The following is a 16,905-nucleotide window of genomic DNA, read 5'->3' on the forward strand; positions in this document are numbered from 1 at the left end:
TCGGTATTATAAAATTTTATTTAAAAAAGATAAAATTACTGTTAAAATCTGCACGAATTGCGTGTTTCCGTAAAACTGAATTTGAAAGAAATTGTTATCATTGCATCAGAAAACTGATAATTAGTCAATGAATAAATTTTAGAAAAAATCTAAGATTACGGCTTCCCGTAATTTTTTTTTTGAGGTTGTTTATAGTTTTGAACATTATAAAAACGAAAACAATAACTCAATTATTATGAATAAAAAAATTACTCCTGCAGACCTTTTTTTGGGCGTTCTCGCAGTATTACTTATTAGCGTAAGTTTTTACCAGACTTGGCTTGGACTACAGCAGATCTTCGGGCCAGCATCGTTCGTCATCGCATTGGTTTTATCGCTGTTACTTCTTTTTCTGTGTTGGATGCTCCGAAATGCAAAATTGGAAGGGAAGCCGACGGGAAGCCTTGTGGGAATCTACATTTTTATTGCCTCTTTTTGTTTTATCGCCAACTTCAATGCGTTGTATACGAGATTTATGAGAACGGATATTTATACGGATGAACTTCGCGAAATCAATAAAAATTTCACAAATCTTGAAAATGATATAGAGTCGAAATTAAGTTACAAATACAATAAAATAACCACTCAAAATATCGAGATCAAGAAGAAACAGTTGATGGAGCAGATCAAAGATCCCGGAAATAAGGGAATCGGAACCCGTGCCCAGTCATTGATCAGAGATGTTGAAAAACTGACAGGTCAGAAAGTCGATTTACTGACTCCGGTTGGAACCGATTACGAAGATCTTTCAGAAAGAATGGGAAGACAGGTGGATAATATGATATCAGATTTATCTCCCGAAGAAAGAGCATTGAAAACCGATGTGAATAATGCAACCTTAAAATGGAATAAAAATATTCAGGATTTACTGCTTTTGTCTAAAAAAGAAAAAGATGATATGTCGCAAGGTTTAATTGATGAATCTCTTTCTGAATATAATAAATTAGGAAGCCGTGCGCAAACAGTTTTAGGAAACGAGAAAATTCATTTCGAACCTGTTGTCTCACAAACTCAGCAAGTCGGGAAAATAGGTTTTGCTTTTGAACATGCCATCAAAAACTTTGGAATGTACCAGTTTGTTGTTTTGGCGGGATGTATTTTGTTGGATTTTGTGATCGTAATTATCATTTTATTGGTAACAGATCCTAATAATAACGGGAGAAATAACGGTGGCAGTGTATTTAATAATAAAAGAAAAGGGAATACTTTAATTCCTAATAACTAAGCTATGGAAAGCAGTAATGAAAAACTAAAACCATTGTTGTTTGAGAACGATAATGAAATTGAAATAGAGGAAACTTTAAAACCTCTTTCATTTGATTTTAATAAAGATACTCATGACGATTATGTTCCGATTGCGAAAACGATTTCCAATGACATAAAAAATAAAGAGAGCAATTTTGTATTCTTCTTTGGAACGGCAGAATCTGGAAAATCGGTCATACTTTCTTCAATGTTGTACTATTTGAGGTCGTACGCGGGAGTTTTGAGACCTAAATTAGGCACACCCAATACAAAAGAAGCCAATGTTCTTTTATCTGATTTTTTTGAAAATTTAAGACAGGGAATTTTACCCAATAGAACAACAAAAGATCAGGTAACACGCATGGATCTGGTTTTTGAACCGAATAATAAGTCTAAAAAAGTGGTTCCGATCGACTTGACTTTTTTAGAAACTTCAGGCGAAAATCACAACGACATTAAGCGTGGCGGAAGCTATCACAGCAGTATTGAAACGTTTTTAAATGCCAACATTCCACTTACTTTTATCATTGTGACGAGCTACGAATCTGCTTATAAAGATGACAGTTTAATTAATGAATTTCTGGATGAACTGGAACGAAAAGGCAAAAATTTAAAATCGGTAAATGCCGTTCTTGTTATTTCTAAATGGGACAAATCCGGAAGAATGGACGTAGAAAGCGGTGAGGAGCTTGATAATTTTATATTGGAACGTCTGCCGATGACTTCACAGCGAATTAATACTTATGGTTTAAGCAAAACTTATTACACAGTCGGAAGTGTGCAAAATTCAACCGGAGAAGAAAGAATCAACTTACTGAATCTTTCTACCGCTGAGGTGCTGGCAAAATGGCTTTACAGAAGCATTGTCGGTTACGATTTAGATTATGAAGGAACATTTTGGGAACGTTTAAAATTTAGTTTTACGAATTAATGAGCAGCTATTTTTTCTCTGCATTCGGAACTTTTGGAAATCCGAACGGCTTCAGGCAGTCTTTTTTTCTGGGCGGAAATACCGCAATTGTAAAAGACATCAGAACATTTGATTTGAAAACAGATGCTATCATGCTCTTCCCGAAAAGCAGAATTTATTCAATACGTAAAGATTATGCGGCGGGACGTAACCTGATTTCTTATTCTGTTTACACATTCGCCAAAGAGCAAAACTCGCACAGAGGCGGTACTTTTATTGGCTCGAGTCTATTGTTTGTGGATAAAATAGGCTCTGAAAGTCTTGTTATAAATGTGTTGAATGAGTTTCACGACAGTTTGGAAGATAATAATGTTTCAGAAGGCGTTATTACAACAAATCATTCAAATAAATTTTCAGTTATTAAACCTAATGATTTTGATAAAATTGGATTTAATCTAAAGGATGTTGATGACCTTAATTTTGTCCAGAGTACCCATAAATATCTTGTTGTTTATAACGAAACAAGTCCCGATCAACTGCAGAAACTTTTTAGTAAATCTATTGATCTTCTTAACGTTTATGATACCATTTATTTCACTGAAAGCCATGAAATTGCTGAATTTGTAAGGCAAAAAGGTATTTTCAAGATCGTAGATGCGAATGGTTTTACCAGAGAAATAGAGAGTCTTCGGGAAGAAAGATTGCGTCTTGTTCAAAGCTTAATTCAGGAGTTTGAAAGGGAAAAAGAAAAATTAACAGAAGACCGCAGAAAAATAATTGATGATCTTAATAAACAGATTGATCAAAATAAAGTTTGTCATCAGGAAAACGAGAAAAAGATCAAAGATTCTGAGGGTGGAATAAAAATTATAGAAGATGAATACGCTGAATTTTCAAGAAAAATTGAAAATGTTATTAATCAATTAAAATCTGATGGAAATTTAGAGTCTGCAAAGAAGACTTATCAGGAAAATAAAAGAAACTTTTCAGGCAAGATCAATCAAAATAAGAATATAGATTCTTTACACTCAATTTCGACTTCCGGAAGCAGATTCCCAAGTGTATCAAATTCAAATCTAAAATATGGAAATGATTTTTCAGATTTCAGCAGAAACGACCGAAATAGTAGAAGTAAAGAGTCCAAATTGGATGTTTACAAAATAGCTGCATTTATATTATTGTTGATATTGATTGCATCTTACGTCTGTTATTTTGTATTTTACTATAGTGCAAAAGACTTTGACTTTCAATTTTTAAGAATTACAAATTGATAATGTCTTAAATAAATTACATCGGCTTGAAGTCTTAATTCAAGCCGATTTTAATATTACTTTTTTCTCCCATACATCAAAACTCTTTTAAAAGAATAAATAGCCGGAAGTTTCGGAAAATTTTTCGCAATTCTTTCTTTAAATTTTGTTGTGAAAATTTTTTGTTGCTCTTCATCCAATTTCTCCAAATAAGGTATCAAAGCCGATCCTGAAATAAAATTAAATAAAGACTCATGATCTTCCGCGATAATTGGATAGACTTTTTGAGACAGATTCAGATCTTCAATTCCATTATCAAATAAAATCTGGGCATATTCATCGATCGTGAGAACTGCAGAAGGGCGATTCCAATTGTTTAATTGTGATTTAAAAGGTTCTTCATCAGCCATTTCAAACAAAATTTGATTAAGAATATTTCCTGGCTGATAAGGCATTTGGATAGCTAACTGACTATCAGTTTTCAATTTCGAGATCAATTTTGGAAACAAAGTTTGATGATCGTCAGACCATTGCAAAGCAGCATTACTGAAAATAAGATCCCAATTTTCATCACGGTTCAAAATTTCTTCGGTCGTTGCTTTTTGGAAATGAAGCCGGTCGTTTTCAAGCGTTTTAGATTTTTCCAACATTTCACTTGAAGAATCAATTCCAACGAATGTTGCGTTTGGAAATTTCTCTGTAAGAATGGCGGTTTGTTCACCTGTTCCGCAACCCAGATCAATTGCTTTCATTTGTTTTTCATCTTTAATAAGATCTGCAAGATCAAAAAATGGTTTGAAACGTATATTTTTAAATTGATTATAAATGTCAGGATTCCAAGGCATAATTTGTAGATTTTAGGTGGATTCAATTTAATGATTTTGGGATGAATTGAAGAATTTTAAATATTAAAAAAGACTTAAATTAATTTTTGAATTCGAATGATCTGGAACATAAATGAAGCAAGAATTATGATTCTTTCTTATTTTAGCAAAATGAAAATACAAATCATCAGCGACTTACACCAGGAATTTGGATTCACCGATCTATCTTTTGATAATGCTGATTTGGTGATACTCGCTGGCGATGTAAATTTGGGAACAAAAGGAATTGAATGGATCAAAACAAAAATTCCCAATAAACCTGTAATTTACGTATTGGGAAATCATGAATATTATAAAGGTTCTTATCCAAAAACACTGAATAAAATAAAGGCAGCCGCTCAGGATTCCAATGTTTTTGTGCTTGAAGATTCTTTTATAGATATTGATGGAATTCGTTTTCACGGGGCAACATTGTGGACAGATTTTTCAATATTCGGAAATCCAATGTATTACGGAATGATCTGTCAGCCCAAAATGAACGATTATAAAAAGATAACACGCGATCCTTCTTATTCAAAATTAAGAACGATTGATACTTTTAAAATTCATCAGTTTTCAAAATTATGGTTACAGGAAAGCCTTGAGAATTCAAAGGGGTTGAAAAATATTGTGGTTACACATCATGCGCCAAGTATTCAGTCTGTTCCTGAGCAGTATAAAGAAGATCCGATAACCTCAGCATATGCTTCCAACCTTGAAGATTTTATTGTAGAACATCAACCGTTGTATTGGATTCACGGGCATATTCACACACCTTGCAGATATAAAATTGGAGAAACTGAAATCATCTGTAACCCTCATGGTTATATCGATGAAAAATACAATGGTTACGATAAAGAATTGATGATTGAGATTTAATTAAAATTTTAAGATGATAATAAAGTAAAATAAAATCTGTTGCGTCTATTACGATGAAGCAGGTTTTTAAAAATTATCATCATGAAAAATACAAATATACACGAGGGAATCATACTCATTCCGGACTTCAATGGGTTTACAGAATTTGTATTCAATACGAAATTGTATACAGGTCAATATATTGTAAGAGAGCTACTTTCCACTTTGTTGGAAGTGAATGATCAGCATTTTGATATTTCAGAAATTGAGGGTGATGCGATTTTATTTTATAAATATGATTCAAAACCATCGTTTCAAACTGTTTCAAAATTGCTTAAGAAAATGAGGAATGCTTTTAACAGAAAGGTTGAGGAATTAAGTGAGATTTTGAATACTTCTATTGATTTGTCATTAAAATTCATTGTTCATTACGGTAAATTTTCTCAGTACAATATTGGTAATTTTAAAAAATTGTATGGGCCGACGGTTGTAGAAGCCCATCAATTGCTTAAAAATGATTTTGCAGAACAGCCTTCTTATGCTTTATTTAGCCATTCTTTTCTTGATAAAAGCAATGATTTTGAGAATGGTTCTAATGGTCAGTTATATTTACCGGAGGTTGGTGTAATTCAATATTTTGAAAAAATAAAACAGCATATTTAAATTTTTCTTTACAAATTTCTTATTACAGACGTTCGAATAAATTTGGGCGTTTTTTGTTTTAAAGATGTTAATTTTATCTATTCTTTATGAATATTTTACAAGAACTAATCTTTGTGCTTTTATAACGTAAAAGTGAATTTCAATAAGTGTGAAATTTTTTCACTCTTTGGTGTAACATAACTTCAGTGATAAGTGTCTTATACATGAAACTCAATTTTTACATGAAAATATTATTAGCTCCAATCGCTTTATTAATAGGTTCCTTAGCTTTTGCTCAGGCAGAAAAAAAAGATACTATTAAAGGAAAAGATATAGAAGCTGTTGTTATAACTGCCAGAAAACCCACCGTAGAATCTAAGGTTGACAGAACGGTTTTTAATGTTGCCAACAGCTCGATCGTTGCAGGAAATACAACCTGGGATGTGCTTAGAATGACACCTTTGGTAAGCATCGACAATAATGATGCAATAAAAGCGGAAGGAGAGTCCGTAACAGTTTATATCAACGATAGAAAATCTGTTTTTAAAGGCAAAGAATTAAAGGAATATCTTGCTACTATTCCCGCAGATAACCTTTTAAAAATCGAAGTCATTACAAGTCCGTCTTCACGTTATGAAAGCGCTGGATCTGTCATCAATATTGTTTTAAAAAAGCGTGATGATGAAGGATTAAAAGGAAGCGCCACCTTCAATAACAGACAAAATAGAAAGAACTCACAATACACCAATCTAAATCTTAATTATCATAAGAAAAAATTCACCCAAACGGTAATTGGAAGCTATAGTGATAATACGTATGTTCAGCAAAACTCTATCTTCAACACATTGTATGAAAACAATAAAATTACCCAGATAGAGAGTGAAAGCATCTATAAAAACAGAAGTCCGTCTCTTTCGTCAACTTCCGAATTTGAACTGAATGATAAAAACAATATCGGACTTATTCTTGAATATTATCAAAGCAAAACATCTTCTACTTCTGATGCAAGCGGAATGAATTTTAATAAGGATGGTCTTCAAGATTCTTACATTCAGAATCAGAGTTCAAACGGGCTTAACCGAACGGTGGGAACCAATCTTTTTTATAAATATTACGACAAAGAGAAGAATAAAATTTTAGATATTAATGTCGGAACTAATTACAATTCCCAGGAAGATAACAGCTTTTTTGTAAAAGATATCAGTACGAATCCTATAGCGAATGAATTAGGAATTAATTCTGATAATGAAATGCGAAATTACTATCTGAAAGTAGACTACACCCAACCTTTAGGGAAATCAGGAGCTACATTTGAAGTAGGTGGAAAAATGGATTTTAATAATAACGTTATCCCAAATAGCCTTTATGGAAATCATCTTGACAGCGATCTTCGTACGAATGATATTTTCCGTTATAGTGATAATATTAATTCCCTTTACGTAAATTATAGTAAAACTTTCTTTAAAAAGTTAGAAACAAGAATCGGACTTCGTTATGAACATATCGATTTTAAAGTGCGTGAAGACGTTGCCGGAACTTATAGAAAAGATTCTTATGGAACTTTTTTGCCTAATTTATTGTTAAAATATTCTTTCTCTGATAAATATGATCTGAGTGTAACCTATAACCGTAACATTTGGCGTCCTTGGTATGCAGAATTTAATCCGTTCCTTGTTCCCAATAATGATGGGATTTACACACGAGGAAACATGGATCTGGAACCCAATCCAAGTGACAGAGTGGTCATGAAACTAGGTGTTTTTAAGAAATATTTCCTTTCTGCAAGGTATATGTTTACAAAACAGGATTACTGGACAACTTATGATGAAGAAAATAATAAAACAGTTTCATACCCTGGAAATTTCCCCGGAAAAGTAGAAAAATACTATCTTTTTGCAAGCACCAACCAAACTTTTCTTAAAAATAAACTGAGCGTAAATGTAGGTTTCGGATGGTATTATATTGATAACAGTGATTTTAATACAAAGAATGGACTTATCAAAGAAGATGGTTCAGGCCCTAAAAGTTATATCAGCTATTGGGGTGGATCTACCAATCTGTCATACACCAATCTTTTTAATAAAAACATTAATCTGAGTGCGTGGGTTGAACTTGCTAATCAGAATAATGGGAATTCTTTGGCCAACAGAACAAATGTTTTCCACAATATTTCTGTGACGAAAATTTTTCCGAAAACACAGATGGAAGCCAGTGTACAGCTGATGAATATTTTCCAGAGACCTAATTTTGATTCTACGACTTTCAGCACGGCAGGAACTTTCAAAAACTCCTCACAATCTGACTGGTACGGCGTTTCTCTTACCTTCGTAAAACGTTTCGGAAACCAAAAAGTAAAAGATAATACCAAAACCGATGTCGAGAAAAACGGCGGTGGCGGAAAGTAATTCTTTTTAGTTTAAAATATTTTCAATTTAAAAGTGGCAGAAGTAATTCGGTCACTTTTTTTGGTTTAGATTTAAAATTTAATATCTTTGATAGTATCAAATGATACTATCATATTTTGAAACTACCTTATATAATTACAGATAAAATTTTAAAATTGGTTACTTCTATTTCCGAGAAAATAGGGGAGATTAATGCTAATCACCTTTACAAACCGACCACAGAACTTCGGAAGAAAAATCGTATCAAAACAATTCAGTCTTCATTGGAGATTGAAGGAAATACATTAACGGAAGAACAAATAACTGCTTTATTAGACAACAAAAGAATCATTGCTCCGGTTAAAGATATTCTTGAAGTTCAGAATGCTATTGAAGTTTACCATGATCTGAAACGTTTTAATTCCAATAAAATTAAAGATCTGGAATTTGCTCATTCCATTTTAATGAAAGATTTAATTAAGAATGCTGGAAAATTCAGAACGACTAATGTAGGAATTGTTAAAGGTTCAAAGGTTGAACATCTTGCGCCTGGTGGTACAATGGTGAAAGGATTGATGAACGATCTTTTTTCTTATTTAAAAAATGATAAGGATTTAATTTTAATTAAAAGCTGTGTTTTTCATTATGAATTTGAATTTATACATCCTTTTGTTGATGGAAATGGCAGAATGGGAAGGCTGTGGCAAACCTTAATTTTGATGCAGCAATATCCTGTTTTTGAATATTTACCTGTTGAAAGTCTCATCAAAGAAAATCAACAAAAATATTATAACAAGCTTTCAGAATCTGATAAACTAGGACAATCAACTCCTTTTATTGAATTTATGTTGGCGATAATATTTGAGTCTTTGAATCAGCTTTTACAGTCTCAAAACATTAATCTAAGTACAAAAGACAGAATATTCTTATTTAAAGAAAAGATAGGAAGTGAAAAATTCAGCAGAAAAGATTATTTGCAGAATTTTAAAAATATTTCTGCGCCAACGGCGAGTAGAGATTTAAAATGGGGTGTTGATGAGAATGTATTGGTAAAATCTGGTGAACAAAGATTAACAGAATATCGGTTTATTTAGTTGAAATTGAGGATATGATTAAGAAAATAATTTTTGGAGGAATAGTAATTATTGTATTTTTTATAGTTGATCATTTTATGGGAAATCGGATGAACAAAATATATTCGGATCGATTTAATGATTTTAATAAAAGTAATTTAAAGAGTATAATTGTTGACTTATCTAAAAATAGGAGAGATGTTGAATTGATATTAGCTAATGATACAGTCGCATTTTTTCCTAAAACGAGTGATTTGAATCATAATAGTATTTTTGGATTTACAGCTGACAAGGGAGATAGTATTATTAAAAAACCTTTCAATGATACTTTAATACTAAAAAAATCAAATGGAAAGATTTTTAGGTATACTTTTTCTAAATCTGAAGGAAGTCTTTAAACAAAAAATGCCCGAATCAAATTCAGGCATTTTATTTTATGTTGTAGAAAATTTACTTTAACGTAAACTTCACTTTCGTCTTAATCGCATCCGAAGAATTTCCGATCAACGCTTCAAAATCTCCGGGCTCTGCAACCCAATCATGCTTTTGAGCATCAAAGAAACTTAATGCTGTTTTATCAATGGTAAAAGTGACTTCTTTTTCTTCTCCTGGGTTTAAAAACACTTTTTCAAAACCTTTTAATTCTTTTGTTGGTCTTTCAACAGAAGATTTCAAATCAGAAATATACAATTGAGCAACCTCAGCACCTGCTTTTTTTCCTGTGTTTTTAACAGAAACCGTGAACGTAATTTTGTCTTCTTGGGAAATCGTTGTTTTATCAGCTTTAGCTTTTCCAAATTCGAAAGTTGTATAACTCAAACCATGACCAAAACTGAATAAAGGCTTGATTTTTTTCGTGTCATGCCAACGGTAGCCAACAAAAATACCTTCATTATAAGTAATATTGATTGGGTTTTTCTGATCTTTTCCTTTTCCGGCAGCCAATTCTTCCTTATTTCCAGGATATTCTCCTAGTGTATGAGCAGAATTATCTTCCAACTTTACAGGGAAAGAAAACGGCAATTTTCCTGATGGATTGGCATCACCTGCCAACACAGAAGCAATAGAATTACCAGCTTCAGAACCCAAATACCAAGACTGAATAATTGTCGGGACTTCCTTTACCCAAGGCATGGCAACTGCATTTCCTGAAACCAGAACTACAGCAAAATTTTTATTCGCTTTTGCCAAAGCTGAGATCACATTATCCTGATTGTATGGTAATCCGTAACTTTTTCTGTCGTTTCCTTCACTGTCCTGGAAGTCGGCTTTATTTAATCCGCCAACGAAGATTACGTAATCCGATTTTTTTGCCAATTCTACAGCTTCATTTAATAATTCGGCTTCAGAACGAGTGTCTTTTAAATCCTGTCCGGATTTTACGCCGTTATATTCTCCACCAATATCTCCAACATATCCTCTTGCATATTGCACATCGGATTGTTTCCCGAATCTTGCTTTAATTCCGTCTAAAGGTAGCGTTTCATATTTCACTTTTAATGAAGATGAACCTCCTCCAACAGTCATGATTTTAATAGCATTTTCACCAATAACGGCAATTTTTTTAGCTTTATTAATATCGATTGGAAGAACGTTTCCTTGGTTCTTCAACAAAACAATTCCTTCTTCACCAATTTCTTTAGCAACAGCTTTATGTTCCTCAGAAGCGACATTTCCGAAAGGTTTATTTCGGTTCATTGTCGTTTTGTAGGCAAGATTTAATAGTCTTGTTACTTTATCGTCAAGTTCTTTTGTGCCTACTTTTCCTGATTTAATTAGATCTAAATAGGGTTTTGCTAAATAGTAATTATCGTACGCATTTTTTGTTCCTGCAGAAAGTCCGTTCGTCCAGCTTCCGAATTCAAGATCCAATCCGTTATGGATGGCCTGTTCAGTATTATTGACAGCTCCCCAATCGGAAACTACAACGCCTTTATATTTCCATTCTCCTTTTAAAATATCATTTAAAAGATATTGATTCTGACTTGCATATTGACCTTTATACATGTCGTAAGCACCCATAATCGTCCAAGAATCTCCTTCTGTAACTGCAGCTTTGAAAGGCGGAAGATAAATTTCATACAACGTTCTGTCATCAATTTTCACATTACTTGTATGACGAAACATTTCCTGATTATTAAGAGCATAATGCTTCACAGAAGTCGCCACACCGTTTGACTGAACACCTTTTATGTAAGGGACTACCATTTTTGAGGTTAAATAAGGATCTTCACCCATGTACTCGAAATTTCTTCCGTTCAAGGGTGTTCTGTAAATATTGACTCCAGGTCCCAAAAGAATATCTTTCTTTCTGTAACGGGCTTCTTCACCAAGAGCTTTGCCGTAATTCCATGACATTTTTTTATTCCATGTAGCGGAAAGAGCGGTCAGAGCAGGGTACGCGATTATGGAGTCGTTCGTCCAGCCGGCTTGGTTCCATTCGTCCCACATTACTTCCGGGCGTACACCGTGTGGACCGTCTGTTGTCCAGAATTCAGGAATTCCCAATCTTGGAACTCCGGGAGAACTGAACTTCGACTGTGCATGAAGCATCGCCACTTTTTCTTCCAACGTCATTCTGGAAAGCGCATCCTGAACGCGTTGTTCAACTGGTTTGGATTCATCCAAATAAACGGGTAGAGTTGTATTTTGAGCCATAGAATAAGCAGAAATAAGAGTGAATAAACTTACGATGGCAGTTTTCTTTAACATAAAAACCTTTTTATTGATTCGTAACAAAATTAAGGAAAATATTTATTATCTCAAATTGAGAAAATATAATTTTTGCATAAATGGTTATTTATAATCAATTGTTAATTAAAAATATGCAGGTTTTGACTGGGTAAGTTTTGGAAAAAATTAAGATGAAATAAAAAAAGCATCATTTCGGAAAATAAATTTCACAAAACGATGCCTCGATATATAATAATAAAATATGTGTAATGTGAATGGTCAATTGTGAAGTGTGAATGAGTCAATTTTTCCATAATGCTGTAAAATTCACGGTTGACAATTCACAATTGATCTTTTCGTTACCAGCCTTTAACCGCTCCGCCTTTGAAAATTTCTTCGGCTTTCTTTACAACTTCGTCAGATTGATAAGCTTTCAGGAAATTTTTCACTTTTTCATCGTTTTTATTATCCTCTCTTGAAACCACAAGATTTACATACGGAGAATCTTTATCTTCTTTAAAAATTCCAAATTTAGTTTCATCCAATCCGGCCTGAGCTGCAAAATTGTTATTAATAATCGCAATTACAACTTCTTTATCATCCAAAACTCTTGGCAATTGTGGAGCTTCGATTTCTACAATTTTTAGCTGTTTAGGGTTGTCGACAATATCAGTGACTTTAGGTAATAAACCAATGCCTTCTTTTAATTTTACTAATCCATTTTTCTGTAAAAGAAGCAATGAACGCCCACCATTTGTAGGATCATTTGGAATAACAATCGTACTTCCGTTTTGAAGCTCGTTGATATTTTTAATCTTTTTTGAATATGCCACGATTGGATAAAGAAAAGTATTTCCGACAATAGCCAATTTATAACCTCTTTGTTTTGATTGTTCATTTAAATAAGGAGCGTGTTGAAAAGCATTAGCATCAATATCTCCATTGTTCAAAGCTTCATTGGGAACCACATAATCATTGAAAGAAACGAGCTCAACTTCAAGGTTGTATTTTTCTTTAGCAACTTTCTTTGCTACTTCGGCAATTTCCTGTTCCGGACCTGAGGTGATACCGACTTTAATGAAATTCGGATCTTCTTTTTTTGGTGAATTACAAGCTGTGAACAATAACAAACCAGCTGCTAGAAAACTTAAAATCTTTATTTTTTTCATTGTAAATTATTTTCTTTAATTATTTTTTGTTTTAAACGGAAAGGCGCAGAGTTTATAAATCTTCGCGGGTTTTAAGGCGCAAGAAAATCTAAGATTTTCAATTATAACACAATCAATTTTATCGAAGATAAAATCCTTGCGCCTTAAAAATATTTATTATTCATTTTTTGCGTCTTTGCGTTTAACTAAAATCAACGGTGATCAAATATTTTAGCCAATCTATCACCCGAAAATTGAATGATAAACACGATAGCCACCAATAAACCTAATACAAGATTCATGATAACAGCATCATAACCGATATAACCATATTGATAACCAATTTGCCCTAATCCACCAGCACCAACAGCTCCACCCATCGCAGAATATCCGACTAAGGTGATCAAAGTGATGGTTGCATTGTTTATTAATGAAGGAAGTGCCTCAGGAAGCAAAACTTTTTTAATGATTTGAAATGGAGTAGCTCCTAAAGCTCTGGCTGTTTCAATTAAACCGGCCGGAACTTCAAGCAAACTGTTTTCCACTAATCTTGCAATAAATGGCGCTGCACCGATACTTAACGGAACCAATGCTGCATTCACACCAATAGATGTCCCCACCAAAGTTCTTGTAAAAGGAATCATCCAAACAATCAAAATAATGAAAGGAATGGAACGGAAAATATTAACCAAAACAGATAAAATTCTGTTATAATATACATTTTCCAAAAGCTGCCCTTTTCTTGTCATAAATAAAAGAATCCCGACAGGAAGACCTAAAATAAATCCAAAAAATCCTGAAACAAAAGTCATATAAATTGTTTCCCAAACTCCTTTCGACAAAAGCGAAATTACCGTATCACTAAGCATAACCTTTTACTGTATTTTGAATTTTATTCTGATTAAAATAATAGATTGCTTTTTGGTTTTCTTCCTCTTCTCCTTGAAGCTGCAATAGTAATTTCCCGAAATTTGAATCTCCGAGATATTCTACATCAGCTTTCAAAAGTTTGTATGGAATTTTATATTTGTCATAGATTATTGAAAGAAGATTTTCAACAGATATATGTTCGTCAATTTCTATTTCTACAAGTGGAAATAATCCAGCTTGTGGGTCTTTTTGTAGTTTTTTATTAAGTTCTTGCGGTATAGTCATAACACCTGAGTTTAAAAATTGTTTGATGATCAGGTTGTCTTTATTAGAGATGATCTCGCTTAAAGTTCCTTTTGCTAAAAGTTTTCCTTTGTCTATTACTGCGACGTGGTTACAGATCGATTTGATAACTTCCATTTCGTGAGTAATCAATAAAATGGTAATTCCCAGCCTTTGATTAATATCTCTCAATAACTGTAAAATAGATTGAGTTGTTGCCGGATCCAACGCACTCGTCGCTTCGTCACAAAGTAGAAGATACGGATCATTGGCAAGCGCTCTTGCGATAGCAACTCTTTGTTTTTGTCCGCCCGAAAGACTTTTAGGATAATCGTTCGCTTTGTCTTCCAATCCTACGATTTTCAGTAATTCGTTTACTTTGTTTTGAATGTCCGATTTATTATTGTTATCCAATTCTAAAGGAAGGGCCACATTTTCAAAAACGGTTCTTGAAGAAAGAAGATTAAAATGCTGGAAAATCATTCCGATTTTTTTTCGCTCTTTCGCTAATTGTCTTGAATTTAATTTCGTAAAATCATTTCCATTAATAATAATTTGTCCGTGATCTGGTTTTTCCAGTAAATTCACTGTTCGTATCAGGGTACTTTTCCCTGCTCCGGAAAAACCGATGATTCCTACAATATCTCCTTGTTCAACATTTAGACTTACATCATCCAGCGCCTTAAAAGACTGCTTTTTTTGATGAAATGTTTTTGAGATGTTCTTTATTTCTATCATTTTATGTTATTCTTAATTAAATAAAAAAGGCCCTACAACGTGGTAAGGCCTTTAAAAATATGTCATATAAAAGTAAGGTCAGCCACTAAAATTCTCATAACAAGCCATACAGCATTGCATCATAATATTGATGTTAAATTTCTTCATTGAATTATATCTGAATTTTGATTCCATTATCATTTCCAAACTTGAATACGGGTGCAAATATAAAGCATAAATTTTTATTAGTCCACTGAAATAATAGACTTTTTGATATTAATTTTAAACTAAATATTTAAATAATTGATTTTAAGTGTTTTAAATCTTTTTTTAAATGCGATAATTTACTGATTATTGTATTTACTTCAAGGCTTGTAGAGGCATTTCATTAAAAAATGGACAGCTAGCTGTCATTCTGACGAAGGAAGAATCTCTTTTTATATATAATAGATTCATCACTCTGCTATCAATTCGATCAGAATGACAAAAATGCTATTATATTTCACAAATCCACAATTTTCAAAAAACATCATTTATTAAACTAGTTAAATGTACAGCATTTCTCATCACCCTAAATTTGTCATATCAAAATAAAACAATAGAAAACATGGAAAATAGAATTTTAGGATTACACCACATAACAGCGATTGCTGACAACGCAAAAAGAAATTTTGATTTTTATACTCAGGTTTTAGGGCTGAGATTGGTAAAGAAAACGGTAAACTTTGATGATCCGGGAACGTACCACTTTTACTTCGGAAACGAAACCGGAACTCCGGGAACGATTTTAACTTTCTTTCCTTGGGAAGGAATCGGCAAAGGAACAAACGGAAGCGGATTGGCAACTCACATCGGATATTCAGTTCCAAAAGGAAGCTTGGAATTTTGGAAAAACCGTTTTCAACAGTTCAATGTAAATGTTGAAGAAGGTGAAATTTTTGGTGAAAAATTAATTTCATTTAAAGATCCGGATGGTTTGCAATTACAGTTTATCGAATCATCAACTCCGGACGACAGAAAAGTTTGGACAACCGATGATATTAAAGATGAAAATGCTTTGAAAGGTTTCCACAATGTGACTTTGACATTGAAAAAAGCAGATCCGACGATCAAAGTGTTGACAGATATTTTAGGATATGATCTTCAAAAACAGGAAGGTGAAAGATTCCGTTTCGTAACAGATTCAATAGAAACAGCAAATTTAATTGATATTATTCAAAACGATAAAATTGTTGCAGGAAGAAACGCTGCGGGAACCAATCACCACATCGCTTTTAGAGTGAAAGATGACAATGTTTTGATGGAATATCGCGAAAAAGTAATGTCTGCAGGATTGAATATCACTCCAAAAATTGATAGAGATTATTTCTACTCATTATACTTCCGTGAGCCGGGTGGAGTTTTATTCGAAATTGCAACCGATAACCCTGGATTCACTGTTGATGAACCTTTAAATGAATTGGGAACAAGTTTAAAACTTCCAAAACAACACGAAGGATTACGTGATAAAATAGTTGGGGTTTTACCGAAGTTATCATAGATCATTACACAGTTTTATCAAAGATCTTACCTTTAAATTATTAATTAAAAAATCAAAAACAATGGAAAGAACAGAAGTAGTTTTAGGAAATGTAAGAGGAGAAGTTCAACTTTTCTCAGACGATAAAAAAGCAGGAAAAATGGATATCTCAGTCATCGGAAAAAAATTAACCGTTTATCATACAGAAGTTAATGAAGAATACGCAGGAAAAGGTTTTGCGAAAATATTATTAGAAAAACTGGTTTCCTACGCAAGAGAAAATGAGCTAAAAATTGTGCCGTTGTGTCCATATGTTCACGCACAATTCAAACGCAATCCGGAAGAATATAATGATGTTTGGTTGAAAGAAGAATTGTAAAAAAAACTTCGCGTCTTTGCGTTAAAAACCAATCAAAAACCAACAACTAAAAA

General features: G+C 33.0%; 15 protein-coding genes. 10 read left to right on the plus strand and 5 right to left on the minus strand.

Annotated elements, in window-relative coordinates; genetic code table 11:
- The first annotated feature begins 235 nt into the window (after positions 1-235).
- From A0O34_RS16105 to A0O34_RS16115, 3 genes are read left to right on the plus strand one after another with little or no spacing between them, the layout of a single operon-like run.
- The gene (locus tag A0O34_RS16105; protein WP_066756782.1) at positions 236-1,264 is read left to right on the plus strand and encodes a hypothetical protein; all 1,029 of its coding nucleotides are present in this window, start codon (positions 236-238) and stop codon (positions 1,262-1,264) included.
- Positions 1,265-1,267: 3 nt separating this feature from the next.
- Positions 1,268-2,215: a hypothetical protein gene (locus tag A0O34_RS16110; RefSeq protein ID WP_066756786.1), complete on the plus strand. Its 948-nt coding sequence runs from the start codon at positions 1,268-1,270 to the stop codon at positions 2,213-2,215.
- A complete protein-coding gene (locus A0O34_RS16115) occupies positions 2,215-3,465 on the plus strand; it encodes a hypothetical protein (protein WP_066756790.1) in 1,251 nt (416 codons plus the stop codon). The genes A0O34_RS16110 and A0O34_RS16115 overlap by 1 nt, the downstream gene beginning before the upstream one ends.
- A 56-nt stretch (positions 3,466-3,521) precedes the next feature.
- On the opposite strand, the gene A0O34_RS16120 is transcribed toward A0O34_RS16115, so the two are convergent.
- Positions 3,522-4,289, minus strand: coding sequence for a methyltransferase domain-containing protein (locus tag A0O34_RS16120; protein ID WP_066756793.1), 768 nt, complete (start codon positions 4,287-4,289; stop codon positions 3,522-3,524).
- A gap of 96 nt (positions 4,290-4,385) precedes the next feature.
- Here A0O34_RS16120 and A0O34_RS16125 point away from each other — a divergent pair, with 96 nt between their 5' ends.
- The 5 genes from A0O34_RS16125 to A0O34_RS16145 all read left to right on the plus strand — a co-directional run bounded on the left by A0O34_RS16125 (position 4,386) and on the right by A0O34_RS16145 (position 9,662).
- On the plus strand, positions 4,386-5,186 hold the full coding sequence (locus A0O34_RS16125; protein WP_228394303.1) for a metallophosphoesterase: 801 nt from the start codon (positions 4,386-4,388) through the stop codon (positions 5,184-5,186).
- Between the two features lie 81 nt (positions 5,187-5,267).
- On the plus strand, positions 5,268-5,828 hold the full coding sequence (locus A0O34_RS16130; protein WP_066756796.1) for a DUF2652 domain-containing protein: 561 nt from the start codon (positions 5,268-5,270) through the stop codon (positions 5,826-5,828).
- A gap of 221 nt (positions 5,829-6,049) precedes the next feature.
- Positions 6,050-8,212: an outer membrane beta-barrel family protein gene (locus tag A0O34_RS16135; RefSeq protein WP_066756798.1), complete on the plus strand. Its 2,163-nt coding sequence runs from the start codon at positions 6,050-6,052 to the stop codon at positions 8,210-8,212.
- A 116-nt stretch (positions 8,213-8,328) separates the two neighbouring features.
- A complete protein-coding gene (locus tag A0O34_RS16140; RefSeq protein WP_066756800.1) occupies positions 8,329-9,285 on the plus strand; it encodes a Fic family protein in 957 nt (318 codons plus the stop codon).
- Positions 9,286-9,299: 14 nt separating this feature from the next.
- Positions 9,300-9,662: a hypothetical protein gene (locus A0O34_RS16145; protein ID WP_066756802.1), complete on the plus strand. Its 363-nt coding sequence runs from the start codon at positions 9,300-9,302 to the stop codon at positions 9,660-9,662.
- A gap of 52 nt (positions 9,663-9,714) precedes the next feature.
- Here the strand turns inward: A0O34_RS16145 and A0O34_RS16150 are convergent, their stop codons facing one another.
- The 4 genes from A0O34_RS16150 to A0O34_RS16165 all read right to left on the minus strand — a co-directional run bounded on the left by A0O34_RS16150 (position 9,715) and on the right by A0O34_RS16165 (position 14,975).
- On the minus strand, positions 9,715-11,976 hold the full coding sequence (locus A0O34_RS16150) for a glycoside hydrolase family 3 C-terminal domain-containing protein (protein ID WP_066756805.1): 2,262 nt from the start codon (positions 11,974-11,976) through the stop codon (positions 9,715-9,717).
- 320 nt (positions 11,977-12,296) lie between these two features.
- Positions 12,297-13,106 carry a methionine ABC transporter substrate-binding lipoprotein MetQ gene (gene metQ / locus A0O34_RS16155; RefSeq protein WP_066756808.1) on the minus strand — a complete coding sequence of 270 codons (810 nt, stop codon included), beginning with the start codon at positions 13,104-13,106 and terminating at the stop codon, positions 12,297-12,299.
- 191 nt (positions 13,107-13,297) lie between these two features.
- Entirely contained in the window at positions 13,298-13,954 is a 657-nt protein-coding gene (metI, locus tag A0O34_RS16160; RefSeq protein ID WP_066756811.1) for a methionine ABC transporter permease MetI, read from the minus strand.
- Positions 13,947-14,975, minus strand: coding sequence for a methionine ABC transporter ATP-binding protein (locus tag A0O34_RS16165; protein WP_066756814.1), 1,029 nt, complete (start codon positions 14,973-14,975; stop codon positions 13,947-13,949). The genes metI and A0O34_RS16165 overlap by 8 nt, the downstream gene beginning before the upstream one ends.
- A gap of 586 nt (positions 14,976-15,561) precedes the next feature.
- On the opposite strand from A0O34_RS16165, the gene A0O34_RS16170 reads away from it, so the two are divergent.
- Positions 15,562-16,494 (plus strand): ring-cleaving dioxygenase, encoded by a 933-nt coding sequence (locus A0O34_RS16170; RefSeq protein WP_066756817.1) that lies wholly within the window; start codon positions 15,562-15,564, stop codon positions 16,492-16,494.
- A 61-nt stretch (positions 16,495-16,555) separates the two neighbouring features.
- The gene (locus A0O34_RS16175) at positions 16,556-16,852 is read left to right on the plus strand and encodes a GNAT family N-acetyltransferase (RefSeq protein ID WP_066756821.1); all 297 of its coding nucleotides are present in this window, start codon (positions 16,556-16,558) and stop codon (positions 16,850-16,852) included.
- Positions 16,853-16,905: the final 53 nt, after the last annotated feature.

This window comes from Chryseobacterium glaciei (assembly GCF_001648155.1).
Lineage (GTDB): Bacteria > Bacteroidota > Bacteroidia > Flavobacteriales > Weeksellaceae > Chryseobacterium > Chryseobacterium glaciei.